The organism is Dyadobacter sp. (assembly GCF_039919315.1).
In the GTDB taxonomy this organism is placed as follows: Bacteria; Bacteroidota; Bacteroidia; order Cytophagales; family Spirosomataceae; genus Dyadobacter.
The window spans coordinates 15282-40132 of record NZ_JBDSFX010000017.1 but is presented as its reverse complement, the minus strand read 5'-3'; the positions used below and the strand labels follow the sequence as shown (position 1 = coordinate 40132).

Below are 24851 nucleotides of genomic sequence, written 5' to 3'. Positions count from 1 at the left end.
AATTGTGAACAAAAGATAATCTGAAAATAACATTCAAATCCTTCCAACTTTTTTCCTGCGAAAAGTATCCCCTTAACTGCCTCACATCACAAATCAACGAACACCAATGAGCAAAAAAGTGATTCTTTACATTGCCGCCAGTCTGGACGGGTACATTGCTACAAATGATGATGACCTTGGATTTCTGTCCATAGTCGAACAACCGGGACAGGATTATGGCTATGGAAAATTTATAGAAACCATTGACACAGTCATTATCGGAAGAAAAACCTACGATAAAGTGCTTTCAATGGGTTTCGACTATCCGCATGCCGACAAGAAAAGCTACATTGTTACCCGTTCCGCCAAGCCGGACATTGGTAACATTCAATTTTTCACAGGCGATCTCAAAGAATTGGTTACCGACCTGAAACAGCAGGAAGGCAAGGACATTTTCGTCGACGGTGGCGCCGAAGTAGTCAACCTGCTGATGCAACACGACCTGTTCGATGACTTCATCGTTTCTCTAATCCCTACTTTTTTGGGAGACGGTATCAGGCTGTTTAAAGGCGGGCGTCCTGCACAAAATCTCGAATTCATCAGTTCCGAAAGCTTCGAGTCCGGGCTGGTTCAGCTACATTATAAAAGGAAAATCGCTTAGAACCTGTCAGTTACGTCCGGCAATGTACTTGTCGGATATTTTTTATTAATTTGGTTTATATTATAAACTAGTTTACATTTGAAAAATCATTTAACTAATCAACTCTCTTTTCAAATGAAAAACTTATTACTCATCTGCATTTTGCTTGCTGGCCGTTCTCATGCCATAGCACAAGAAACTTCCAATCCGGCTATTGAAAAACTGGCCTTTCTGGAAGGTAAATGGAGCGGCCCGGCCTGGGTTTCTCTGGGGCCTAACAATTCGAAGACTTTGGCTCAAAAGGAGGACGTAAAATTAATGCTCAACAAAAATGTGCTGCACGTAGAAGGCATCGGGTCTGAAAATGGTAAGGAAGTTTTTCATGCATTGGGGATCGTTTCCTATAATAAGCAGACCGAAAAGTATAACTTCCGTGCATACCGGGAAAATGGGATGAGCACCGACGCCTATTTTATCCCAAAAGGTGAGAAATGGTTCGAATGGGGCTTTGATATGGGTAATGGGGCGAAGGTGAGATACAACATTCAGATCAACGAAAAAGGGCAGTGGCATGAGGTCGGCGAGTTCAGCCCGGACGGTAACAAATGGTACAAGAACTTTGAAATGACATTGGACAAAACAATATAATCCAGCAATCCTACTCTCAAAAAAGATGGAAACCGAGCACCCTATGACAGAAAAAGAAAGCCTTCTGGTCATTCAACAAATGATAACTGCCACCAAAAAAGGCATTAATGAAGATGGATACCTGTATCTGTTGTGGGGCTGGCTGGTCCTTTTCGCGACGCTCGGGCACTACGTGCTCATGACGTTCACCGATTTCAAATATCCGTTCATTACCTGGATGAGCATGCCGGTAGCGGGCGTAATTGCAGGAATATATTTCAGCAGCAGGACCAAAAAGCGCCGCGTTAAAACCTACGTCGATGAGTTTATGACCTACCTCTGGGGTGGCTTCCTGGTATCCATTATGCTAATGCTCCTGGTGATGCCAAAAGTTGGAATGGACAAGGTATACCCTGTTTTGATACTGTTTTATGGGATAGGCACATTCGCTTCCGGCGGTGCATTGCGGTTCCGGCCGCTCATTATCGGTGGCGCGCTCAACTGGCCCATTGCCCTGGCTGCATTCTTCGCTCCGTTCCAGCAGCAGCTGCTTTTATTGGGACTAGCGGTTATTTGCAGCTATATTGTGCCCGGCTATCTATTGAGGGCGAATTTTAAAAGACAAAATGTTTGAAGAACTTGATCCATTGCTTCACCAGCAACTGCGATTGGCGGTCATATCCTTACTGATGAATGTTCGGGAGGCTGAATTTACTTATATCAAAGAAAAAACGGGGGCGACAGCCGGCAATCTAAGTGTACAGATCTCGAAACTGAAAGATGCCGGATACATTGAGGTCCAAAAAAGCTTTAAAGAAAATTATCCGCAAACCATGTGCAGGATCTCCGCAGCGGGCACCACTGCATTTGAGAATTATGTAAAAGCGCTGGAAAAGTACATTAACATCAGCAAGTAGCCGCCTACCCTATTTCATTAGCTTGCTCGCCGGCTCCTTCACAAAGCCATTCTTCAAATTCATCACGACCGAAAGCGAGCTGCTTCCAAAACCCGGCACGTACTGCGCCCGACCATAACCTACTTCAAATTTTTTGATCCTCAACCACGCCCCGAACGAAAATCCTGCCAATGCTCCGCGATTGGTAAGCCGTAATTCCTGCCTCCGCAAATGGTCGTATCCAAGCAAAATCCGGAAGTTGGGATGTATCAATGCCTCGGCTCCCAGCGAAATATGGCGGCCTAGTTTTTCGGCGACACCAATTTTTCTCGGGATTCTTTTGCCATTGATATCATACTTAAAAAACAGGTTGGGATCATTGTAAACCATATCAAATTTGTTGAGATGGTGAACCGTCATAGAAACACGAATCGGCATATATTCCGGTTTGAATGTCAGCCCTAACCGTACATCCAGTGGTAGTAACGGGTCATTGACGGCATTATAATTTTGTTTCAAAAACCCAAGGTTCTTGACGACAAACCCAGCCGTGAAATCCTTTTTCGGATGCTTGAAAACCCCACCCCAATCCAAAGACAGCCCCCAAACATTGTAAGCCTCGACAGACGCTCCGACCAGCTTCAATGTCCCGCCCAAAGTGAATGCACCGATCGTATGTCCGTACCCAGCCGACAAGCCATAGTCAGCCGCTCTGAACTCCCCGATCACATTCCCAATGTCGTCGGTCTCCACCATCGTGCCATAATTCAAATACTGCAAACCCACTGCCCACACACCCGTTGATTTTTTGATACCATGTGCATACGCAGCGTTAACAAACCTGGTATCAGCCAGATACGGCATGATATTTACGGATACATTGCTTGCCTTGGAAGAGTCCAGCAATGCCGGGTTTTGAAGAAATAATGCAGGATCATTGCCGGGTAAGGTAAAATGACGGGCTCCGATGGCAGTACTTTTTGCCTGGGTTGGCAGTTGTAGAAAATCGAGTTTACTTCGCCCGCCGGTAGCCTGCGCCAACACAATCCCCTGACATCCAAACAGAAGCGCTGCCCACAAATAAACACACATTCCAATCGGCCTCATAAGAATGCAATAATTTCCCGAATCAGTAAAATGACGCTATATTTATAATCTGTACAAAAACAAATGTAACCATATCGTCCGTATTACATGGAATCAGTATCTGCCGCAACTTCAAAAAAAGAACTTTTAGACCAGAAAAATGCAGAAGCCGATTTGGGCGGTGGTGAAAAGAGAATACAGGCACAACATGACAAAGGAAAGTTAACCGCCCGCGAACGCGTGGCGGTACTGCTGGACGAAGGCTCATTTGAAGAGATCGGGAAGTTTGTGATGCACCGCAGCAAAGACTTCGGGCTGGATAAAGAACATTACCTGGGCGACGGCGTGGTAACTGGTTATGGAAAAGTGAATGGTCGCCTCACTTACATTTACGCACAGGACTTCACCGTTTTTGGCGGTTCACTTTCGGAAACACATGCCGAGAAAATATGCAAGATCATGGATCTCGCTATGAAAAACGGTGCGCCTGTCATCGGCCTGAATGATTCGGGAGGTGCGAGGATTCAGGAAGGTGTGCTTTCATTGGCGGGATATGCGGATATATTTTATAAAAATACATTGGCCAGCGGCGTGATCCCGCAAATTTCGGCCGTGATGGGACCTTGCGCGGGCGGTGCTGTATATTCCCCGGCCATTACGGATTTTATCTTAATGGTTGAAAACACCAGCTATATGTTTGTGACCGGCCCTAATGTAGTCAAAACGGTCACGCATGAAGAAGTAACTTCCGAAGAGCTCGGCGGCGCGATGACGCATGCTACCAAGTCCGGCGTCACCCATTTTGTGTCACCCAATGAGGTAGAATGCCTTTTAGCGATTAAAAAACTCCTCAGCTACGTCCCGCAAAATTGCGAAGATGACGCACCCAGATATCCCTACACGATGGGAAACGAGCTGCGGCCAGCATTAAATACCATTATCCCCGACAGCGCCAATCAGCCCTATGATATGCGGGATGTCATTTCAGAATTGTCCGATGCGGACAGTTTTTTAGAAGTACATCAACATTTTGCAGATAACATTGTTGTAGGTTTTGCCCGCATTGCAGGCCGGAGCATTGGTATCATTGCCAATCAGCCCGCGGTCCTGGCCGGTGTCCTCGACATCCACGCGAGCCAAAAAGCAGCCCGATTTGTACGCTTTTGCGATTGCTTCAACATTCCGTTACTGGTACTTGAAGATGTACCCGGCTTCCTGCCCGGTACCGATCAGGAATGGAACGGAATTATCACTAATGGCGCGAAATTGCTTTACGCATTTTGCGAAGCGACGGTACCGCGTATCACCGTCATTACCCGCAAGGCGTACGGGGGCGCTTATGATGTAATGAATTCCAAGCACATTGGTGCGGATATGAACTTTGCCTGGCCCAGTGCCGAAATTGCTGTAATGGGAGCCAGCGGCGCGGCCGAGATTATTTTTAAAAGAGAAATCGCCCAGGCTGAAAACCCGGAGGAGAAGCTTCAGGAAAAAATTGATGACTATAAAGAAAAATTCACCAATCCCTACCGCGCAGCTTATCGTGGTTATATAGACGAAGTGATTTACCCGGAACAAACCCGTGAAAAACTGATCAGAGCTTTTGAAATGCTCGAAAACAAAGTAGATGTCCTACCCCGTAAAAAGCATGGCAATATTCCGCTATGATCAGCCAATGATTACATAGGAATGTAAGTCGAAATGATAGGCATTATTGGGTAATTCTGAATTAATGTTCACGAACACGCAGCTTGTTTTGCTACATTCCAACTATTGTCATAATTTCACAACTACTTATTAATAATTTGTATTTCCTAAAATATCCTTAACCAATGAAAGAAAAGAAAGGCACCTCTGCGTCCAGGAGAAAGTTCATCAAAGGCTCACTGGCGACGCTGGCCACATTTTCAATTGTACCGCGTCACGTCCTCGGCAAGGGCTACATCGCCCCCAGTGACCAGTTGACCAAGGCCATTATAGGAACCGGCTCGATGGGCCGCGGACATATTCCTTATGCAGGTACCAAAGTGGTGGCATTGTGTGATGTCGACAAAAAGCATCTGGACATTGCAGTGGGCATGGTGGATAAGGGTGTAAAAACCTTTTCGGACTATCGCGAGCTGATCCAACTTCCCGAGGTGGACATTGTGCACGTGGCTACTCCTCCGCACTGGCACGGGATCATTGCCGCCGACGCAGCGCGTGCTGGTAAGGATGTTTGGTGTGAAAAACCGATGACTCGTACCATTGGAGAGGGAAAGCGTTTGGTAGAAGCCGTTCAGCAGCATGGTAGAATATTTCGCCTTAATACCTGGTTCAGGTTTGAAGATAATTTTTACGGCATGAAAACGACCGTAAAACCCATTAAAAAGTTAGTTCAGAGCGGCTTGCTAGGCTGGCCATTGAAAGTGACCGTGAGCAAGCATACCGGTTTTGACTGGAAATTTTACTGGGTAGGCAAAACCAACAATGCGCCCCAGCCCGTCCCAGCGGAACTGGATTACGAAATGTGGCTGGGCCCTGCTCCCTACAAGCCGTACAGTGAACACCGCGTTCACCAGACTTTCCGTGGATATTGGGATTATGATGGCGGTGGGCTTGGCGATATGGGCCAGCATTATATTGACCCCATTCAATATTTCCTCGGCAAAGACGATACCAGCCCGGTAAGTGTCGAAATTGACGCCCCACAACAGCATACCGAAGCCGTAGGCACCTGGCGACGCATTACCTACACCTATGCCGACGGTTGCCAGATCGTGCTCGATGGGGAAGCCAAAGATGAAAAGGTAGCCTACATTGAAGGACCGAAAGGAAAGCTTTATCAGAATTTCCAATCCGACATTCCTGATCTTGAAAAGAAACTGGCTGCTTTCCCCGACCCGGAACCGCAGGTAACTGACTTTGTAGATGCTGTTAAAAACCGTAAAAAGTTTGCCCTTAACGAGGAAAATGGCCACCGGTCATGTACTATCGTCAACATGGGACTTGCTGCATTAAGACTGGGACGCTCATTGAAATTTGATCCTGAAAAACAGGAATTCATTGATGATGAAGGTGCGAACCGTCTGATCAACCAGCCCATGCGCGGCCCCTGGACGATTTAGAAAACATCCTATTCTATTAAACCGAACTCAAAAAAGCTAACAGCTAATAGCTAAAAGCTGTATGCCAATAGCTTCAACCCAAATGAAAAGAAAATTATATACCATACTGGCCCTCTGCCTGATCGCAATGCAGGTTATGGCCCAGACAGACAACTCGTTGACCGCCAAGGTGACGGGGTTATTGTCCAAATTCCCTTCGCAGAATGAAGCCGCATTAAAAAAGAACATGGAAGAGCTTGCCCAGCTTGGCAAACCAGGCCTGGTGCAGATCGCCTCCATGCTGACGCCGCTTGGCAAGGGAGATAATACCAAAATTCAGTATGCATTGGGTGGTTTTACCTACTACGCGTCGCAGGCAGGCAAAGAACCATTACGTCAGGCAGCCGCCGAAGCTTATGGTGAGGCGCTTTCAAAAGTGAATGATCCAGACAGCAAAAATTTCCTTATTTATCAGATTCAAACTGTTGGTAAGGACGAGTCTGTGAATGTTTTGAAATCCTATCTGACGGACGAGAGACTGGCAGGACCAGCTTCCAGGGCTTTGGCAAGAATCGCCTCGCCAGCAGCCGGAGCAGCGTTATTGCAAGCATTGGCCGGAGCCTCGGGCGCCAGCCAGATCGCCATTACGGAAGCATTGGGAGCCAGCCGCTACAAAGAAGCAGCAGGTACCATTGAAAAAACTGCGACCAATAGTGACCTCAATTTACGCAAAGTAAGTTTGTACGCCCTTTCCGAAATCGGCGTTCCTTCTTCTGAACCTATTTTAGCGGCAGCAGCTCAAAAAGTGGCTTACGGCTACGATGAAGCCGATGCCACAGCGGTTTACATTAAATATCTCGCCAGACTTGCAGAAAATGGAAGTGCTCCCGCAGCTGAAAAAGCAGCCTTGGCGCTCATCAAAAATACCCCGGACGCAAAGCAAAACGCTACCCGTTCGTCTGCATTGAAAGTTTACGCTGACATTAAAAAGCGTGAATCTGTTCCGGTGCTGGTCAATGCATTGCAAAGTACAGACGCACAATATCGTGCTGCAGCTTTGAAACTGGGCCAGAAATACCTGATGGCCGACGGTACCACGCCGTGGCTGAATGCATTGAAAAAAGCAAAACCGGAAGTACAGGCTGAGATCATCACAATGCTGGGCCGCGCCGATTCGAAAGATGCATTGCCGGTTGTTCTGAAATCAATGAATGCAAAAGATCCGAAAGTGAAGAAGGCCGCTATCTGGGCTGCCGGTAAAATCGGCCAAGAGGCAAGTGTAGCAGGTTTGTTGTCTGTTTTAAAATCCGGTACTGCGGAGGATATTGCGACCGTCAAAAGCAGTTTGCTAACCATCAAGGGTGACAAACTCGTTGACCAGCTTGCTACTGCGTTGCCAGGTTTGCCAGCTTCGGCCCAGCCTGCGGTTATTGATGTACTGGCTGCAAGAGCTGCAAGTTCGAAATTAGCTGTTGTGTCGGCGCTTTTGAAAAGTACTAATCCTGAGGTCAAAAAATCGGCATATGATGCATTGAAATCACTTGCGACCAGCAACGACCTGCCTCAGCTGTTTACATTGCTGAATGCTAGCGGGAGTGCAGAAGAAATCACCGCGGTTCAAAAAGCGATCAGTGCGGGTGTGAAGGGTTCCGGTGATGTGACTGCCCAAAGCGATCTGATCCTGAAACAAATCCAGGCCTCTCCCGCTGACAAACAGGCGAATTACCTGGCGGTACTGGCCAGTATCGGTGGCAAAAAAGCATTGTCTTCTGTCGTTTCGGCTTACGGAAGCGGCGATGCGGCTATTAAAAAGGCAGCGATCCAATCATTAGCTTCCTGGACGGATGCCAGCGCGGCCAATGAATTGCTAGCCATCGCAAAGAAAACTACTGACGCAGAAGAGCTAAATGCCGCATTATCAGGATATGTAGCGGCTACTGCCAAGTCCCCGAAAACGGCTGCTATCAAGGTCATTATGCTGCGTGAAGCGATGGCATTGGCCAAAACCGATGCTCAGAAGGAGCTGATCCTGAAAGAATTATCTAAATATAGAACATTCAATGCATTGCTTTTCGCAGGCAAATACCTCGACAATGCGGCTACGCAGCAAGCGGCTGCACAAGCTGTGATGACCATCGCATTGGCCAACAAAAACCTGTACAGCGCCGAAATCCGTGAGTTGCTTTCCAAAACGGCGACCATACTGACAGGCAAGGATAGCGATTACCAAAAAGAATCCATCCGCAAGCACTTGTCGGAACTGCCGACTGGTGAAGGTTTTGTTCCATTGTTCAATGGAAAAGACCTGGCTGGTTGGAAAGGATTAGTTGAAAATCCGATCGCGCGTGGCAAAATGAGCCCTGATACGTTGGCTGCCAAACAGAAAAAAGCGGATGATGCAGCTCATAAAGATTGGTATGCGAAAGACGGCGAACTCGTTTTCTCCGGTCATGGCGATAACCTAGCTACTGTGAAGCAGTATGGCGATTTTGAAATGTATGTCGATTGGAAGATTCTGAAAGACGGCGACGCAGGAATATACCTTCGCGGCACACCGCAGGTACAGATCTGGGATACATCACGTGTGAGCGTAGGCGCGCAGGTGGGCTCAGGAGGACTTTATAACAATCAGAAAAATCCAAGCAAACCAAGCAAACTGGCTGACAATGCGATCGGTGACTGGAACACTTTCCACATTACCATGATCGGCGACCGGGTTTCGGTGGATTTGAATGGTGAGAATGTGGTGGACAATGTGGTACTGGAAAATTACTGGGACCGCAATCTGCCGATTTTCGCAAAAGAACAACTTGAATTGCAGGCGCACGGCAACCAGATCAACTACCGGGATGTGTACGTTCGCGAAATCCCGCGCCCTGAGTTTGCATTGCCTGAGGCTGAAAAGAAAGAAGGTTTCAAGCTCCTTTTTGACGGTACCAATATGTTTGAATGGGTTGGCAATAAAACCGACTACTTCATTGAAAACGGCGAACTGGTCGTTGATCCCAAAAAAGGCGGCTCCGGTAACCTTTATACCAAAGATGAGTACAGTGATTTCGATTTTCGTTTTGAATTCCAGCTTACACCGGGAGCCAATAATGGACTGGGGATCAGAACTCCAATGGAAGGTGACGCCGCTTATGTAGGAACCGAAATCCAGATCCTGGACAATGACGCGGATGTTTACAAAGATCTGCATGAGTATCAATACCACGGCTCAGCTTATGGTATTATTCCTGCCAAAAGAGGATTTTTGAAACCACTGGGCGAATGGAACTATGAAGAAATGCGCGTTCAGGGATCTAAAATAAAAGTAACATTGAACGGAACAGTAATTCTTGACGGAGACTTGGCGGAAGCCAGCAAAAACGGCACGGTGGATCACAAAGAGCATCCCGGACTGAGCCGTACCAGCGGTCACCTTGGATTTTTGGGACACGGGTCGGAGCTGAAATTCCGCAACATCCGTATCAATGACCTGACCAAAACGGTGGAGGCACCCGTAGTTTCTACCAAGAAAAAAGCGAAGAAGAAAAAATAGTCAGAGTCCGGTATCATGCCAAATGAAGACCAATTGATCTGGTACCGAATTAAATAGTAAAAAAAATTAAAAAATGCCCGGCTTAATCAGTTTGGGCATTTTTATTTAGCTTTGGTTAATGATCGAAAAATAACTTGAATTCGATCTCCTTACAACTCAAACCTTATGAAAATCAAACACATTCTACTTTCTACATTATTATCGGCTTTTACGCTGGTAACTGTTCAGGCGCAGCATACATTAACACAACTTTGGTCTACCGACGGCTCATTGCCTATTCCCGAATCTGTTCTTTACAGCGCTCAGAATAAAATACTTTATGTAGCTCTGATTGACGGTAAACCCGGAGAAAAAGATGGAAAAGGCGGCATCGCGAAAGTAGGACTGGATGGCAAAGTGATAGCCAATGATTGGGTAACAGGCCTGAACGCTCCGAAAGGAATGGGCATTATCGGTTCAAAATTGTATGTCGCCGACGTAACAGATGTGGTTGAGATCGATATCAAATCAGGTAAGATCCTGAAAAAACATGAAGTTGAAGGTTCAAAGTTCTTAAATGATCTCACGATTGACTCCAAAGGCAACATTTATGTTTCCGACTCCGATACAAAAAAAGTACATTTGATTAAAGACGGCAAGGTTTCTACTTATTTTGAAGACCTGACCCGCCCGAACGGATTGCTGGCAGTGGGATCAGATCTTTTGATCGCAGATAGCGGAACATTGAAAAAATTGAGTGCGACCAAAGAAGTTACTATTCTTGCCGAGGGCATGGATAAAAGTACTGACGGCATTGAGCAGGTAGCGCCAGGCGAGTACATTGTTTCTTGCTGGGCTGGCCACGTGTATTATGTAAAAGCAGATAAAACGACGGAAAAGTTGCTCGATACCAGCGCTGATCAAACCAATTCGGCTGATATAGGTTACGATCCGATCAAAAAAATCGTTTATGTGCCTACATTCATGAAAAACAGTGTGGTAGCTTATCAGCTAAAATAAATATCTTTATAACCTAAAAATTAATTAAACACAGGCGTTTCCATGGACATTTTTGTTGGGAGTCTTTCTTTTAAGTTAAAGGAAAGCGAACTGCGTGAAGCTTTCGAAAAATTCGGCACAGTGAGCTCCGCGAAAATTATCATTGACAAGATTACACGTCAGAGCAAAGGCTTCGGGTTTGTAGAAATGCCTGATGAAGAAGAGGCAAGGCTAGCGATTAGCCAGTTGAACGGAGCAGATATGTATGGAAGGCCGCTCGTGGTGAATGAGTCTCAGAAAAAAGAGGCTGGTGCAGCTCCAAGAGGCGACTTCAAAAAAGAAGGAGGATTTAGCAGACCAAGACCTACCGAGGGCGGAAGCAGTGACAGACCAAGTAGCAGCCCTGGATCATCCGGCGGCAGCTCAGGAGGAGGTTACAGCGGAGGCGGAGGATATAGTGGCGGTGGAGGCGGCGGATACAGTGGAGGTGGAGGTGGCGGTGACCGTTATAAAAGCAGTGGCGGAGATCGCGGAGGACATGGAGGCGATCGTGGAGGACATGGAAAATCAAGGTCTGACGATCGTTCCGGAAAAGGCGGAGCCGATTATAAGAAAGGCGGAGGCGGATCCAAAAACTATGCTAGAAGCATCACGGATGACGACGACGATTAATCAATCGTTAAGATATAAAAATCCCTGCAAGTGTTCGCTTGCAGGGATTTTTCATTTTATGCAGTTGCCTTGATTTTATTGTCTTTGAAAAACAGCACAAAAAGAACCAGTACCACAGCTGCAATCCCAGCGGGTACCATCCAGATGCTGGTCCAGTTTTTCACATTGTCGACTGTGTACATGTCAGCCACAATACCGGCCAGCCATGATCCAATACCCATTCCGATCCCGTAAGTGGCAATTGAAATCAAGCCCTGGGCGGAAGATCTGTATTTTTCACCAGCCTTGCTATCGGTATAAATCTGGCCCGTTACAAAGAAGAAATCGTAGCAAACACCATGCAGTACGATCGCGAGATAAAGCAGCCATTCGTTGTTTATATCTCCATATCCGAACCCGATGAAACGAATAATCCAGGCAATAAGCCCCACTACCAACATCCATTTAACGCCCAGGCGGGTAAATGCAAGCGGGATTAACAGCATGAAAACAACTTCGGAAGCTTGTCCCAACGACATTTTGTTCTCTACATTCGTCATACCCGAATCCGTTAGAGAAGGGTTGGCCATGGCGTAGTAGAACGACAGGGGAATGCAGATCAGCAATGAGGAGATGAAAAATATCGCAAACGAACGGTCTTTGAAAAGCGTGAATGCATCAAGACCAAGGATGTCTGAAAAGGATGTTTTTGTACTTGGTTTTGGAGGGGTATCGGGCAAAAAGAATGAGTATACACCCAGGAATGCCGACGCTACCATCGAAATTTTAAAGATCATCACATTATCCCCGAAGCCATAGTAGCCGATAATATTGGAAACAACGATCCAGGAAACGGTTCCCATAACGCGGATTGCAGGAAAATCCTTTTCAGAATTAGTCACTTGCTGCATGGCGATGGAAGTCGTGAGCGACATCATGGGTGCAAATGAAATACAGTAAGCCAGGATAATCCAGAAGAAGTTATCGGGATCGTCGACTCCTGTGAGGACAAAAAGAAGCGCTGCACCCGCCAGGCTTAAAACACCCAGTACCTTTTGCGCGGCAAAGTAACGGTCAGCGATCATACCCACGAAAAAGGGAGCAATGATCTGCGCAATTGAAAAGGCTGCGTAAGCATTCCCAACCTGCCCTCCTGTCGCCCCAAGGGCCGTGAACAGGTACTTGCTCATTTGCCCATACCACGAGCCCCATATAAAATACAGGAGGAACATCATGGCCATCAGCTGAAAACGCGTCGTATTTTTCATAAAAAGGTTATAGGAGATTGAATTTAAAATATAGTTGGATAATTCATCAGGTTAATTCTTCATCATTTTCTGAAACTCATTCAATTTCAGTAATGCTTCAATTGGTGAAAGTGTGTTGACATCGACCAATGTGAGTTTCTCTTTCAATTCCTCCATACGCGGATCCGCAGGTTCGAAAATACTTAGCTGGAAGTTGTTTTTAGGAATCTCCCTCACCCTTTTTTTATGCTCATGCGCCACATGGTCCTTTTCCAGGTGCTGCATAATCTCGCTCGCCCGCAACACGATTGGCTGCGGCATGCCGGCGATCTGCGCTACGTGAATACCAAAACTGTGGGCACTGCCTCCCGGTTTCAGCTTTCGCAGGAAAATAACCCTGTTGTCCACTTCCTTGACCGCGACGTTGAAGTTTTTGATCCGCGGAAAATCGTCTGCCAACTGGTTCAACTCGTGGTAATGGGTTGCAAAAAGTGTTTTTGGCTTGTAATCCGGCTGGCTATGCAGGTATTCGGCAATGGCCCAGGCAATGGATACACCGTCGTAGGTACTGGTACCGCGCCCGATTTCGTCCATGAGTACCAGGCTGCGGTCGCTTAGGTTGTTCAAAATGCTTGCAGTCTCGGTCATTTCAACCATGAATGTACTTTCGCCCCGACTCAGGTTGTCGCTGGCCCCTACCCTCGTAAATATTTTATCAACAAGGCCGATATGGGCTGATTTCGCCGGAACATAGCAGCCCATTTGTGCCATGAGCACGATCAGGGCAGTTTGTCTGAGCAATGCAGATTTACCCGCCATGTTAGGCCCGGTAATGATAATGATCTGTTGGGTAGTATCGTCCAAATAAAGGTCATTGGGAACATAGCTCTCACCCAGCGGCAACTGCTGCTCGATCACCGGGTGTCGCCCGTCCTTAATGTCGAGCTCCATGCCCTCTGTAATGACCGGTTTTATATATTTATTTTTCCGGGCCGTGGTTGCAAATGAACTCAGTGCGTCCAATGTTGAAATAACCAGGGCATTTTGCTGAATCGTGCTTACGTATTCCGCAGCAGTCATCATGATTTCACTAAAAATCCGGAATTCAATTGTTGAAATCTTGTCTTCCGCATTCAGTATCTTCTCTTCGTATTCTTTCAGTTCCGGCGTAATGTAACGTTCAGCATTCACCAATGTCTGCTTTCTGATCCAGTCAACAGGTACCTTATTCTGATGTGCGTGAGTCACTTCCAGATAATACCCGAAAACTTTGTTGTAAGCAATTTTCAATGAACCAATGCCCGTACGCTCGATTTCCCTGTTTTGAAGCTTCAACAGATAATCTTTTCCTTCATAAGAAATCGCATGCAGCTCATCCAGCTCCCCATTCACGCCACTTTTGATCATCCGCCCCTGATTAGAAAGTACGGGAGCATCTTCACGCAGTTCGTTTTCTATTTTTTCAACCAGAAAATCGCAGGGATTAAGCTGATCGGCATATTTTTTCAGGATGGCGAGAGCCGGGTTTAACCCTTTTTTGCCGGATCCCTTCTTCCCTGATTTTGTTTCTTCTTCCTCTAAAAGCCGGGATAGCAGATGTTGGATAGGTCCTATCTGTTTCAAAGATCTTTTGAGCTGAACCAGTTCGCGGGGATTGATCCGCCTCACCGCAACTTTGGAAATAAGGCGTTCCAGATCTCCTATTTGCTTTAAATACTGGATAACCGAATCATGCAGGTCGTCATTATTCAGAAAATGCTCTACTGTGTTGAGCCTTTCTTCGATCGGTAGCTTTTCTTTGAGCGGCAAAACCATCCATTTACGCAAAAGTCTCGCGCCCATTGGCGTCACCGTTTGGTCCAATATCTGAATCAGCGGCACGCCACCTTCCTGCTGCGGGTATACCAGTTCGAGATTTCTTACCGTAAAACGGTCCAGCCAAACGTACTTTTCCTCTTCCAGACGGGTAATGCGGCCGATATGCGCAATTTCCTTGTGCTCTGTTTCATGCAGATAATGTAGGATTACGCCAGCTGCAATGATCCCCATCGGCAGCAACTCAATTCCGTACCCTTTTAATGTAGTAGTCTGAAAATGTGTTGTAAGCCGCTCATAACCATAGTCATAGCCGAAGCACCAGTCTTCCAGCTGGTAAGTATGGTACTTTCCACCAAAGAGTTGATTGAATTCTTGTCTGTGTTTTTTGCAAAATAAAACCTCCGCAGGACCGAAACCTTGAAGCATTTTGTCAACATAGGCAGCATTTCCCTGCGAAGTCATAAACTCTCCGGTCGAGATGTCAAGGAATGCGATCCCGTACAAATTGTCCGGCCCTACATGTACTGCCGCCAGGTAGTTGTTTTTGCGGATATCGAGGACATTATCATTGTATGAAACGCCGGGCGTAACCAGCTCGGTCACTCCGCGTTTAACAATGCCTTTTGCTGTTGCGGGATCTTCCAGCTGGTCGCAAATCGCCACACGCTCGCCTGCACGAACCAGTTTCGGAAGATAATTATCAAGGGAATGATGTGGAAAACCTGCCAGTTCCTCGTGCGATCCGCCATTGTTACGACGGGTAAGGACAATACCTAAAATTTTGGAAGCCCGGATGGCGTCTTCTCCAAATGTCTCGTAGAAATCACCCACCCTGAAAAGCAGCAGTGCTCCCGGGTACTTGGCCTTAATCTCGTTGTATTGTTTGTTAAGTGGGGTTTCCTTATGTGCCTTTGCCAATTAGTAGCGGTATTTTAAGAACAGGTTATGTACAAAATTAACCCTTCTCTCCGGTTTGGCAAGAGCGCAATGCTGTTTTGGTAGGATCAATCGTAAAAGCGCCGTGCTTCTTTGGCCGTAACTTCCCATACGTCCCCTGGGTTAGGCAAATTCCCGTTTTTATCGGCCAAAGAAATTTTCCCGATCGACCAGCGGGCTAATCGCAGCGTGGGAAAACCCACAGCCGCAGTCATTCGCCTTACCTGGCGATTTTTGCCTTCATGCAGGGTAAGGGAAACCCAGGAAGTAGGGATATTTTTCCGAAAACGGATATGTGGATCTCTCTCCGGGAGTACGGGCTCCGCAATGGATATTACCTCGGCAGGAAGCGTTTGATACCGTTTACCATTAATGGATATCGCCACGCCGGAGCTCATTAGCTTGCACGCTTCGGTTGTGACATCGCCTTCCACCTGCACATAATACGTTCTGGTATGTCGGTTTTTAGGTTCGAGGAGCTTTGTTTTTAGAAAATTGTCATTGGTCAAAAGCAGCAAACCTTCGCTGTCTGCATCCAGGCGGCCAACGGGATAAATGTCTTTGGGAAATTCAAAATCTAGATCGGCCAATGTAGCATGGTCGCCCTCACGGCTGAACTGCGAAAGCATGCCAAATGGCTTATAAATGAGAAAGTAACGAAACAATGCGAACAGATTTATGAGGAAGCGAAATAATGATAAATCATTTGATCACCGCTCCGAGATTCAATGTAAAACCAGGAAGTACAGCTTCTCCTGAAAGCATTACCTGTAGAGATTCATGTATAACAACTGACTTATCAGCGTTGTAAACATATACTTTGTCTTCAAACCTGTCGATCAGCCATCCTAGCTGACTGCCGTTTGCGATGTATTCCGACATTTTGTCCAGCAGATATTTCAGACCATCTGATTTAGAACGGATTTCAATTACAAAATCGGGGCAGATTGGTGCAAATCCTTCTTTCTGATCTTGGGAAAGCATATCCCAGCGTTCCTGTCTGATCCAGGATACATCCGGAGAACGGACTGCACCATTGGGTAATGTAAAACCTGTTGAAGAATCGAAAACTTCGCCAAGGCAGTTTTCTTCATTCCATAAATACAACTGCCCGGAAACTCTCAAATTTAAATTTCCCGTAAATGATCCTGTCGGAGACATCAATATAATATTTCCTTGTGAGTCCCTTTCGAACTCTAGTGTGTCGTTCATTTGGCAAAACTGAAAGAATTCCTCCTCACTCATCAGGTCGCCCATCTTCAAAGTTACCGGCATTGGCATATCCATAACTACGCGTTTTTGATTCTTGCTTTTATCAAAAATACAAAATTTACTGTATTTCCAGCCATACCGGACAGTGGTCGGAATGCACGGCATCATTATACTGTCTGCTGGCTACAATCCGGTCCTGAATTGTGTTGGACACAGAAATGTAATCGATCCGCCAACCCTTATTATTACCTCTGGCGCCGGCGCGATAAGTCCACCAGGAATACTCACGCAGATCGGGATTTTTAAACCGAAAAGCATCGGTGTAGCCATTCTCAAACCATTTCGACATCCACGCTCTTTCCTCTGGCAAAAAACCCGATGACTTTTTATTCCGTACCGGATCGTGAATGTCAATTTCAGTATGCGCAATGTTATAGTCACCACAAATGATCAGATTAGGCCGCTCCTTCCGAAGTTCATCGACCCAATTATACAGATCGGCGAGGAAAGCCATTTTTACAGACTGACGAATGTCCCCGCTGGTACCCGACGGGAAATAGCAATTGAGTACCGTAATATCTCCAAAATCAGCCCTCAGGACTCTGCCTTCCATATCATAAGCCGGAATGGAACAGCCCGCAATAACCTGATCTGGCTTGATCTTCGAAAAAATAGCGACGCCGCTATACCCTTTTTTGACCGCCGCATGCCAGCCAACAAGCTCATAACCTAATGCTTCGAAACCCGAAAGATCAACGACGTCGGGCGTTGCTTTTACTTCCTGAAAACAGAGGATGTCCACGGACTTTGAGCTAAGCCATTCTAATAAGCCGTTTTTCAAAGCTGCCCGGATTCCGTTCAGATTGTATGTAAGTATTTGCATAATGATAAAGGATGGGTTCTTTAATAAAACAATACCTTTTTTCCCGTAGGCAATGACTGCCATTTCCCGGGCCGTTGCGGATCAGGTGACATGATCCAGGCATCGTAAGTCCCGGCGGGCAGTTTTATTTTATAAAGCGAGTACTGGTAGTTGTTACTATAATAAGTGGCTTTTTTCAAAAAATCCTGAGGCGAGTTTGCTACCGGTACTGCTGGTAAAACTATCGTATGTTGTTTCGATGCCAGCACAAAGTAAGAAGGTTTAAAATTTTCCTCGTCAGGAATTACCTGAAATTTGAAGTACTTGGCTGGCAGATTACTTTCTCCATTACGGTACTGAAATTTAGCGTCAAACTCACCTTTGAATGGTTGGCTAACCTTACCCGTTTCCGAAATCAGCTTTTGATGATCCGGAATTGAATAGTTCTGATAAAAATCACTCAGTCCAGATGATTGCAGGTTCTTGATCAGGTCGCGCATTCTGGTAGGGTGGTTCCAGAAAGGGATGTCGCTGAATTTCTCTCCTACTGTCAAAAAAGTATTGTAGTTGTTCCAGTAGTAACTGTCAATTGCCAGCTCGTCGTGCAGTTTCCTGATTTGAAAAATAGACAGATAGTAGCTGACAAAATTCAGGCCCATGAATGCAAGCATTGCTATACCGGCGACTATCCTTTTCAAACTTCTGAAATCCTTTACCAGGATGACCAAACACACATAGACCGTTGCCAGCAGCGCGATCCCGAATGTCATGTACCGCCTGGAAAACACATTCCCGCCATACATGAGGTAGTTATTGATCGGTCGGCTGATTACGAACATCGCGCCGGTGCCCATTGCGAACATTAATGCTCCCCACAAAAACCAATCGCTCCATAGGAGTTTCTTTTTGATCAAAATCCTGAATAGCCAACCCGCAAAAAGCACGCCTATTCCTGCTCCCAGTACCACACACCAGATCAGATCTGTATGAAAGCTTGAAACGAGTGGGTGCCGAACATCCAGGTATAGCGCATTTCCCCAAAAACCGAAAATGGATACCAGGTTGAAGATTGGATGCACCCACACTTTTTCACCGGGCGAAGAAACAAACTGGTAGTCAAAAAGGAAGTAGAAAAGAATGATAGCGACCATTGCAGCCAGCCACCAGAGCAAAAGCTTAAACCGCTTTTGGAACAACAATATCACTAAACCGATAATGAGGGTAAGTAAGCCACTACCGCTGGTGAATGTGGTGACTAATGCGGCTGCCAGTCCTAAGTACCAGCCTTTCTGATCGCCTCTTGACAGCCCGTAGGCCGATAAAAAGGCGAAAAATATCAGCGGCGTGTTCTGCAATGCTGCAATGCCCCAATATGCATTCTCAAAGAAGATCAGGTTGAAGATCATGTAGGGTACCGGGATAAAATAGTACCATGAAATATTCTCCTTTTTGAAAGAAAGAAACAAAAGATAAAGAATGCCCAGCAGAAAGAAATTACCCAGAAAGATCTGCAATTTAATGTTCACGGTGCCCGTGAAGAACACCATGAGCAACATCACGATCCTTTCAAAAGCAAATCTGTGCTGATTAACCTGCTCAAAAAGACTCTTGATCGCACTGAGAAAATCGGGTGCATGCTTTAAATCATAGATAGTTTCAAGTAGATTGAAATCGTCAGTGAGCGGAATATTGAGCACATATGCATCCAGCAGTAGATAAAAATAGACGATCGGAACAATGATCAGCCCCAATCCAGACCACTTTCTGACAACGACCAGATTCTTGAAGAAAAAAGTGGCGCCAAACAGCAAAAGCAGGACGACGACCAGCCCGAAATATTCAAGTAAATGAGGGTTATCTAAAAATAGCTTCAAAGCAATGCGTTGTACTTGTTATCAATGTAGGATTTCTTAGGGAATCAGCGAGACCCTGAAATCATTTTGCTCGTTATTTCTTTTTCAAATGTAATGTAGCCTGGATAGTCAACTTGCTTTCCGGCCAGATCGAGCGTTGGTTTCACTTTAACCGTAAATTTCGTTGGCTTTGCGTCTGATCTGCCTGTTAATGACATAATCATATTCACAAACTGGTCGCGGGTTTTGTTGTCGTTGAGTAGCTGATATGCATTCGCCTTCAATCTTATTGGTACTCGTGTGCTTCCGGTGCCTGGTAACACTTCAATCAGTTGGCTCAGGTACCCGTTAAATATTTCGCTATCCGATAGTAACACTTTATATTCCAGCTGATTGATCGCCGCGCGTCTCTTGGTAGGATTGGTAATGTCAAGGTTTACACGCAAATCAAGCGGTACATTTTTTCTCAAAAGCCCCATGGCCAATCCCGGGTACCGGGCCAGATCCAGGTCGCCGAAACCTTTGATATTTTTGAATTCACGAATATCAATTCCAGCGAGATACACGCTGTCGACCGATGCAATATCATATTTACAATCTCCGAAAGTCTTCGCTTCCGAAACCTGGCGACCAACCCCACAGCCCGCTAAAACGCCCATTACCAGGAAGATTGCAACAAAACAAATGTTCTTTTTCATTCTGAATGTATTTTTCGCAAGTTAAACAGTAGGTATCAGAACGCATACACGGATCGGGGATTATTACTTTAAGGTTTTATTTTTTTGCAAGCATTGACCCAAGCTTCTACATTTGCAGACTTTATAAACAACCAATAAAAATTATGGCGAGCTGGTATTTAGGGAAAATTCGGTATCAAAAGGAGGATGAAGCGGGAAGCCTGAAAACAATCAATGAAGTGTATCTCGTGGACGCGGTTTCGTACACGGAATCCGAGGCGAGATTATACAAACAGATCGTGACTGGTGCCAGTGATTTCAGCGTGAGCAGTATCACAAAGTTTCGTCTCGCGGACCTGTTCGCGTATGAGGAGGGAGAACAATGGTTTAAAGCGAAGGTGATCTATTTTTCGGTAGACGAAAAAAGCGGAAAAGAGAAGAAAATCGTAAATTATATGCTAGTCAATGCGGACGGAATTCAGCAGGCATTGGACAGGATCAATGAAAGCATGCGCAACTTCCTGATTCCTTACGAAACCACGGATATCACACTGACACCTATTCTGGATGTGTTCCCATATACCGCTGAGGAAGAAGCAGAACCGGTCATTCCGGCTAATATGAGGCCATTATCCGAAGTAATGGCGGAACGCACAGAAGCTGAAAATGCATAGAAAACTATTCATGAACCAGCATTCAAACAATGCTGGTTCATGAATTTTATCAGTCATTAACCTTCACTTCCTGGTATCCTTTTGTGATCGCTGTGAAAGGGTCGCGGCCAAAGCTGCTCAACTTCAATGTGGCATCTTTCGCATTCAATTCGGTGATCAGGTCGTTGGGTGGAAGGAGGTACATATAATCAAATGAGACTGGCAGACTGACCGTACCTTCCACAAATTCAATTCCATACAGCGCATAAATGCTAAAAGGCGTTTTGGTAAGCCATAATTTGTCCTTGGTCTCAGAAGTGGCGTAACTGAGGTCGTATTCCGCACTTTCCAGGTCAAAATCTTGACGCTTGTTGCCAGTTGGAACGCAATAGGTAATAAAATCTTCCTTTTGCTGCGTCTTGGTATCAGCATCAGGCTTGAATTCCTTCACCATTTCAGTCACTTTTATTTTCTTGCCTTTTTCGTCTGCACCGCAGTAAATGTACTTTCCGTCAGGAAATCCGATGATAAAATCATACGCTTTGCCGCTTTGACCGAAACTGCTTTCCTTCCTGAAACACATTGCCCCTGTTACCGGGTCCACGTAAATCTTCAATGTCCCTTTTGTCTTATCAGCCTTATTTTCATAGTCAAAAACAAGTGAATGGCTGAAATAATACTGACCATTTGCAGGCTTCCATTGAACAGCACGCTGCTTGTCCACCGCAATTTTCTTCACATTTTGCGCGCTTGCCCAAGTTGCAGAAAGCAACAGTGCAAACACTACTATTAAATTCAAGTACCTTCTCATCTTAGTTCGGTTTTAATGGCCGCAAGCTAGAAAGAGACACTTTAAAAACCATATTTGCATTACATTTTAACAAATTCAACCCGCCGGTTATTTGCTTTTCCTTCTGGCGTGGTATTGGGTGATGCAGGCTCCCCCTCCCCTTTTCCGTCGGTTTCCAATCTGGCGCTTTCTATTCCGAAGTCTTTCGATAATGCTGCCTTCACCGCCTCTGAACGCTTTTTAGATAATGATAAATTGCCTGAGTCATCCCCATCAGAATCGGTATGGCCAATGATTTTCACCTTGACATCTGCATTTTCAGTCAGTACATTCGCTATCTCTTTCAGCACGCCGAAAGACTCGGGTTTGATCGTGGCTGAATTGATGTCAAACAAAATACCAGTCGTCGAAAACTTGCCTTCGGTGATCAGTTTGCTGCGGGTATCAGGCGCTCCGACCGCTATTCTCAAATTATTGATGAAGTAGCGGTTGTCCCCTTCATAGGAATGGTTAGAAAAGCCTATGAAGTTATATTTCCGCTCGGGGTTGAATGCCCTGGGCAAATCCCAAACTTTATAATCGTCTACATATAATCTAAAACGTCCTTTTTGACGCCAAATGGACACTTTTACAACGTTATGGTCCGGCACGTGGAGAGCAGGAATGCTTTTTTCGTTTTTCATGAGCGAAGTAGATGGTTCATCAGTAAAGACATTAAAAAATGACATTCCCTCTGTTCCGCCGGCATTATATGGATGCAAACCTATTTCCATTCCATTGGCCTTGTCACCGTCATACCATTTCCATTTGGTGAAGTCTTTGGAAGCATTTGCTACTTCGGCAATGATAGTCCGGAGGAAGCCTGAATAAAAACTAAACTCAGAAGTGGTCGCTAAATTGAATTCAAGTGTAAAATTCTCTGGTAAACCATTTACAAATTCCGGATAAAAGACGCCCTCGGGGCCTAGCATCAACCATTTTCCTTCCGTTCCTTCAATAGTCACCACTTCGCCAGCAGAATTGGTATTCCATTTGGCAGGAAAATCGCCCACTGCATCCTGCGAAAAATCCTCCACCGCTACGACTTTCTCTCCCGGGATAAAATCAAACTTGCTGTAAGATTTCAATGTAGCTTTTACGGGTTTCTGAGCAGTTTCCTCATTTCCTACGTTTGCCGGTTGCTCACTTGCAGTACCCGCCTTGCCAGCTTCCGGATTTGTAGTACCATTGTTTTCATTACTTTTCTTATCCTTCTTCTTAAACAGATTTCCAATCCCTTCTTCAAGCGAATCAAAACCTTTGTCAACTGCCTGATCCACTTTTCGGTTAGCCCTGTTTTCAGCCTGTCTTTCCACTACTTTCCCCGGGTCATTGATTCGGATTTGGGCAAATGTCGTCATTGAACAAAGCGCCAGCAAATACGTAATGCCTGCTACTTTTTGGAGATTTCTCATAACCTGTGTGTTTAGAAGATTGAGCGTATTGACATTACAAATGTATATAATGAACTGAATATTATACGATTAAAAAGCACTACACGATGATGTGATATAATCGGGCATCATTTGCGAGGAAGATTGTAAATTGCAGTCCAATTGCAGCAATCCATGAATCCCCAATTCGAGCAAAAATCTATTACCCTGCAGCCTGGAAGGCGTGTTTATTTTTCATCTGATTTCCACCTCGGCGTGCCGTCGCTTCCCAAGAGCCGGGAGCGGGAAAAACTCATAGTACGCTGGCTGGAATCGATTGAGCATGATGCACAAACCATATTTCTGGTCGGTGATATTTTCGATTTCTGGTTTGAATACAAAAAAACAGTCCCCCGCGGCTTTGTGAGGTTACTGGGCAAATTGGCAGAGCTATCCGACAAAGGCATTGAGCTGATCATCTTCACAGGCAATCACGATATGTGGATGTCCGGCTACCTGACCGAGGAAGTTGGCGCAGCGATTTACAGAAATCCAGTAGGCTTCACATTCCATACCCATGCAGGATCAAAAACAATACTGATCGGGCACGGCGACGGACTTGGTCCGGGCGATAGTACTTATAAATTTTTAAAGAAGGTCTTCGAAAATCAGTTCTTTCAAACTATTTTCAGGATAGTCCACCCTGATGTCGGCATGTGGATTGCGATGGAATGGTCGAAAAGAAGCAGGATCGCTAATGTCAACAAAGGCGAGGAGCGATTTTTAGGAGCAGATAATGAATGGCTATTCCAGTATTGCCGCGAAATTGAGTCAAAACAACACCACGACTATTACATCTTCGGCCACCGCCACCTGGTACTCGATATGGATGTAAGCGCTCGCTCCAAGTACATTAACCTGGGAGAGTGGGTCAGTCAGCAGCATTACGCTGTCTTTGACGGAGAAATAGTAGCGTTATTGAGATTTACTCCGACGCCAATCCTTTAAAACGAAATTAGTTATTCCCGTTTTTCTTGGCATCATTATTAATCGGAACAGGCGCTATAAAATCCTGTTTGGTAATATTTTCTCTGGGAGCAGCATTCAAGTCTTTCCGCCAGTCTTTTTGTTTCAAATCACCTTTCTTAACCGATTTGATAAAATTAGCCCAGGCAAAAGGATTCAAGAATGGGAACGTGGTAGCAAAACCCTTATTGGCCGCAGATTCCCGACCGAAGAGTAGCTGGTCCATGGAATAACGGTAATTCGTTTGGGCATTATTAGGCACCTGCGCCGCCATTCTGTTAATATAGTCGGGATCAGTGCTCTTTGCCAATGCATCGCGGTCAGCCTGATCAGGTAATTTTAATGCTAGAAATGCTCTTTTGAATTCTTCCTCAGTCGAATAGGGATAGATCGTTACGCCTGAAAGTGTTACGACATCCTCACGCAAGGCTACAATGGCAGAATAGATGTCTGAGTTATAATTTCTTGGAACAACATGGTATTGCTTCTTGAAACCCACGTAGCTAAATACAATGCTATCGCCCGGAAACACCGGAATTGTAAATGAACCATCGCCTTTCGCCAATGTTCCGCGACCCGCATTGACAATAAAAATAGTAGCACCAGGTAGTCTTTCGGTAGATTTACCACCGACTACCACACCGGAAAATATGATTGCTTTCTGTTCACCCTGAGCATATAAATCCCGAACACCCAATATTCCCGCTAGCGCCAAGAAAAAAATTAAAAAACTCCTTTTCATTCGTTCCAGATTATGCTTCAAGACCCTTATCAATGTTCAATCCGGCCTGCGAAGATTAAGTTTACCAAGATTATTAATACGCTATTTTTCTTTCAAAACACTCATTGCGAACAACATATCAAAATCTGTTCCCAAGTTA

At 45.6% G+C, this 24851-nt stretch carries 22 protein-coding genes; 11 read left to right on the top strand and 11 right to left on the bottom strand.

The window, feature by feature from the left end:
• Positions 1-106 precede the first annotated feature (106 nt).
• From ABIO93_RS04400 to ABIO93_RS04385, 4 genes are all read left to right on the top strand, one after another.
• Positions 107-640 carry a dihydrofolate reductase family protein gene (locus ABIO93_RS04400; RefSeq protein WP_348064838.1) on the top strand — a complete coding sequence of 178 codons (534 nt, stop codon included), beginning with the start codon at positions 107-109 and terminating at the stop codon, positions 638-640.
• 114 nt (positions 641-754) lie between these two features.
• On the top strand, positions 755-1267 hold the full coding sequence (locus ABIO93_RS04395) for a hypothetical protein (RefSeq protein ID WP_348064836.1): 513 nt from the start codon (positions 755-757) through the stop codon (positions 1265-1267).
• Positions 1268-1292: 25 nt separating this feature from the next.
• Positions 1293-1880 (top strand): hypothetical protein, encoded by a 588-nt coding sequence (locus ABIO93_RS04390; protein ID WP_348064834.1) that lies wholly within the window; start codon positions 1293-1295, stop codon positions 1878-1880.
• A complete protein-coding gene (locus ABIO93_RS04385) occupies positions 1873-2163 on the top strand; it encodes a transcriptional regulator (RefSeq protein WP_348064832.1) in 291 nt (96 codons plus the stop codon). The genes ABIO93_RS04390 and ABIO93_RS04385 overlap by 8 nt, the downstream gene beginning before the upstream one ends.
• 9 nt (positions 2164-2172) lie before the next feature.
• On the opposite strand, the gene porQ is transcribed toward ABIO93_RS04385, so the two are convergent.
• On the bottom strand, positions 2173-3234 hold the full coding sequence (gene porQ, locus ABIO93_RS04380; RefSeq protein WP_348064830.1) for a type IX secretion system protein PorQ: 1062 nt from the start codon (positions 3232-3234) through the stop codon (positions 2173-2175).
• A gap of 102 nt (positions 3235-3336) precedes the next feature.
• Here porQ and ABIO93_RS04375 point away from each other — a divergent pair, with 102 nt between their 5' ends.
• The 5 genes from ABIO93_RS04375 (at position 3337) to ABIO93_RS04355 (ending at position 11505) form a co-directional block, all read left to right on the top strand.
• Positions 3337-4896 (top strand): acyl-CoA carboxylase subunit beta, encoded by a 1560-nt coding sequence (locus tag ABIO93_RS04375; RefSeq protein WP_348064828.1) that lies wholly within the window; start codon positions 3337-3339, stop codon positions 4894-4896.
• Between the two features lie 164 nt (positions 4897-5060).
• Entirely contained in the window at positions 5061-6335 is a 1275-nt protein-coding gene (locus ABIO93_RS04370; protein ID WP_348064826.1) for a Gfo/Idh/MocA family oxidoreductase, read from the top strand.
• An 82-nt stretch (positions 6336-6417) separates the two neighbouring features.
• Positions 6418-9855, top strand: coding sequence for a family 16 glycoside hydrolase (locus ABIO93_RS04365; protein WP_348064824.1), 3438 nt, complete (start codon positions 6418-6420; stop codon positions 9853-9855).
• A gap of 165 nt (positions 9856-10020) precedes the next feature.
• Positions 10021-10854, top strand: a complete 834-nt coding sequence (locus ABIO93_RS04360) for an ATP/GTP-binding protein (RefSeq protein WP_348064822.1) — start codon at positions 10021-10023, stop codon at positions 10852-10854.
• Positions 10855-10896: 42 nt separating this feature from the next.
• Entirely contained in the window at positions 10897-11505 is a 609-nt protein-coding gene (locus ABIO93_RS04355; protein ID WP_348064820.1) for an RNA-binding protein, read from the top strand.
• Positions 11506-11561: 56 nt separating this feature from the next.
• Here ABIO93_RS04355 and ABIO93_RS04350 read toward each other — a convergent pair whose 3' ends face one another.
• The 7 genes from ABIO93_RS04350 to ABIO93_RS04320 form a co-directional block, all read right to left on the bottom strand.
• Positions 11562-12752 carry an MFS transporter gene (locus ABIO93_RS04350; protein WP_348064818.1) on the bottom strand — a complete coding sequence of 397 codons (1191 nt, stop codon included), beginning with the start codon at positions 12750-12752 and terminating at the stop codon, positions 11562-11564.
• A 51-nt stretch (positions 12753-12803) separates the two neighbouring features.
• Positions 12804-15467, bottom strand: a complete 2664-nt coding sequence (mutS, locus tag ABIO93_RS04345; RefSeq protein ID WP_348064816.1) for a DNA mismatch repair protein MutS — start codon at positions 15465-15467, stop codon at positions 12804-12806.
• Between the two features lie 86 nt (positions 15468-15553).
• Positions 15554-16150 carry a pseudouridine synthase gene (locus ABIO93_RS04340; RefSeq protein WP_348064814.1) on the bottom strand — a complete coding sequence of 199 codons (597 nt, stop codon included), beginning with the start codon at positions 16148-16150 and terminating at the stop codon, positions 15554-15556.
• A 37-nt stretch (positions 16151-16187) separates the two neighbouring features.
• Positions 16188-16772, bottom strand: a complete 585-nt coding sequence (locus ABIO93_RS04335) for a Uma2 family endonuclease (protein ID WP_348064812.1) — start codon at positions 16770-16772, stop codon at positions 16188-16190.
• Between the two features lie 43 nt (positions 16773-16815).
• A complete protein-coding gene (locus ABIO93_RS04330) occupies positions 16816-17580 on the bottom strand; it encodes an exodeoxyribonuclease III (RefSeq protein ID WP_348064810.1) in 765 nt (254 codons plus the stop codon).
• 20 nt (positions 17581-17600) lie between these two features.
• Positions 17601-19433, bottom strand: a complete 1833-nt coding sequence (locus tag ABIO93_RS04325) for a hypothetical protein (protein WP_348064808.1) — start codon at positions 19431-19433, stop codon at positions 17601-17603.
• A gap of 44 nt (positions 19434-19477) precedes the next feature.
• Positions 19478-20110 (bottom strand): hypothetical protein, encoded by a 633-nt coding sequence (locus ABIO93_RS04320; protein WP_348064806.1) that lies wholly within the window; start codon positions 20108-20110, stop codon positions 19478-19480.
• A 143-nt stretch (positions 20111-20253) separates the two neighbouring features.
• On the opposite strand from ABIO93_RS04320, the gene ABIO93_RS04315 reads away from it, so the two are divergent.
• Complete coding sequence (locus ABIO93_RS04315) at positions 20254-20763, top strand: DUF4494 domain-containing protein (RefSeq protein ID WP_348064804.1); 510 nt, start codon at positions 20254-20256, stop codon at positions 20761-20763.
• A 49-nt stretch (positions 20764-20812) separates the two neighbouring features.
• On the opposite strand, the gene ABIO93_RS04310 is transcribed toward ABIO93_RS04315, so the two are convergent.
• Both ABIO93_RS04310 and ABIO93_RS04305 read right to left on the bottom strand, forming a co-directional pair.
• Positions 20813-21553 (bottom strand): hypothetical protein, encoded by a 741-nt coding sequence (locus ABIO93_RS04310; protein WP_348064802.1) that lies wholly within the window; start codon positions 21551-21553, stop codon positions 20813-20815.
• Positions 21554-21612: 59 nt separating this feature from the next.
• Positions 21613-22986, bottom strand: coding sequence for an OmpA family protein (locus tag ABIO93_RS04305; protein ID WP_348064800.1), 1374 nt, complete (start codon positions 22984-22986; stop codon positions 21613-21615).
• 153 nt (positions 22987-23139) lie between these two features.
• Between ABIO93_RS04305 and ABIO93_RS04300 the strand changes: the two genes are divergently transcribed.
• Positions 23140-23952, top strand: coding sequence for a UDP-2,3-diacylglucosamine diphosphatase (locus tag ABIO93_RS04300; RefSeq protein ID WP_348064798.1), 813 nt, complete (start codon positions 23140-23142; stop codon positions 23950-23952).
• Positions 23953-23959: 7 nt separating this feature from the next.
• On the opposite strand, the gene ABIO93_RS04295 is transcribed toward ABIO93_RS04300, so the two are convergent.
• Positions 23960-24712, bottom strand: coding sequence for a carboxypeptidase-like regulatory domain-containing protein (locus ABIO93_RS04295; protein WP_348064796.1), 753 nt, complete (start codon positions 24710-24712; stop codon positions 23960-23962).
• Positions 24713-24851: the final 139 nt, after the last annotated feature.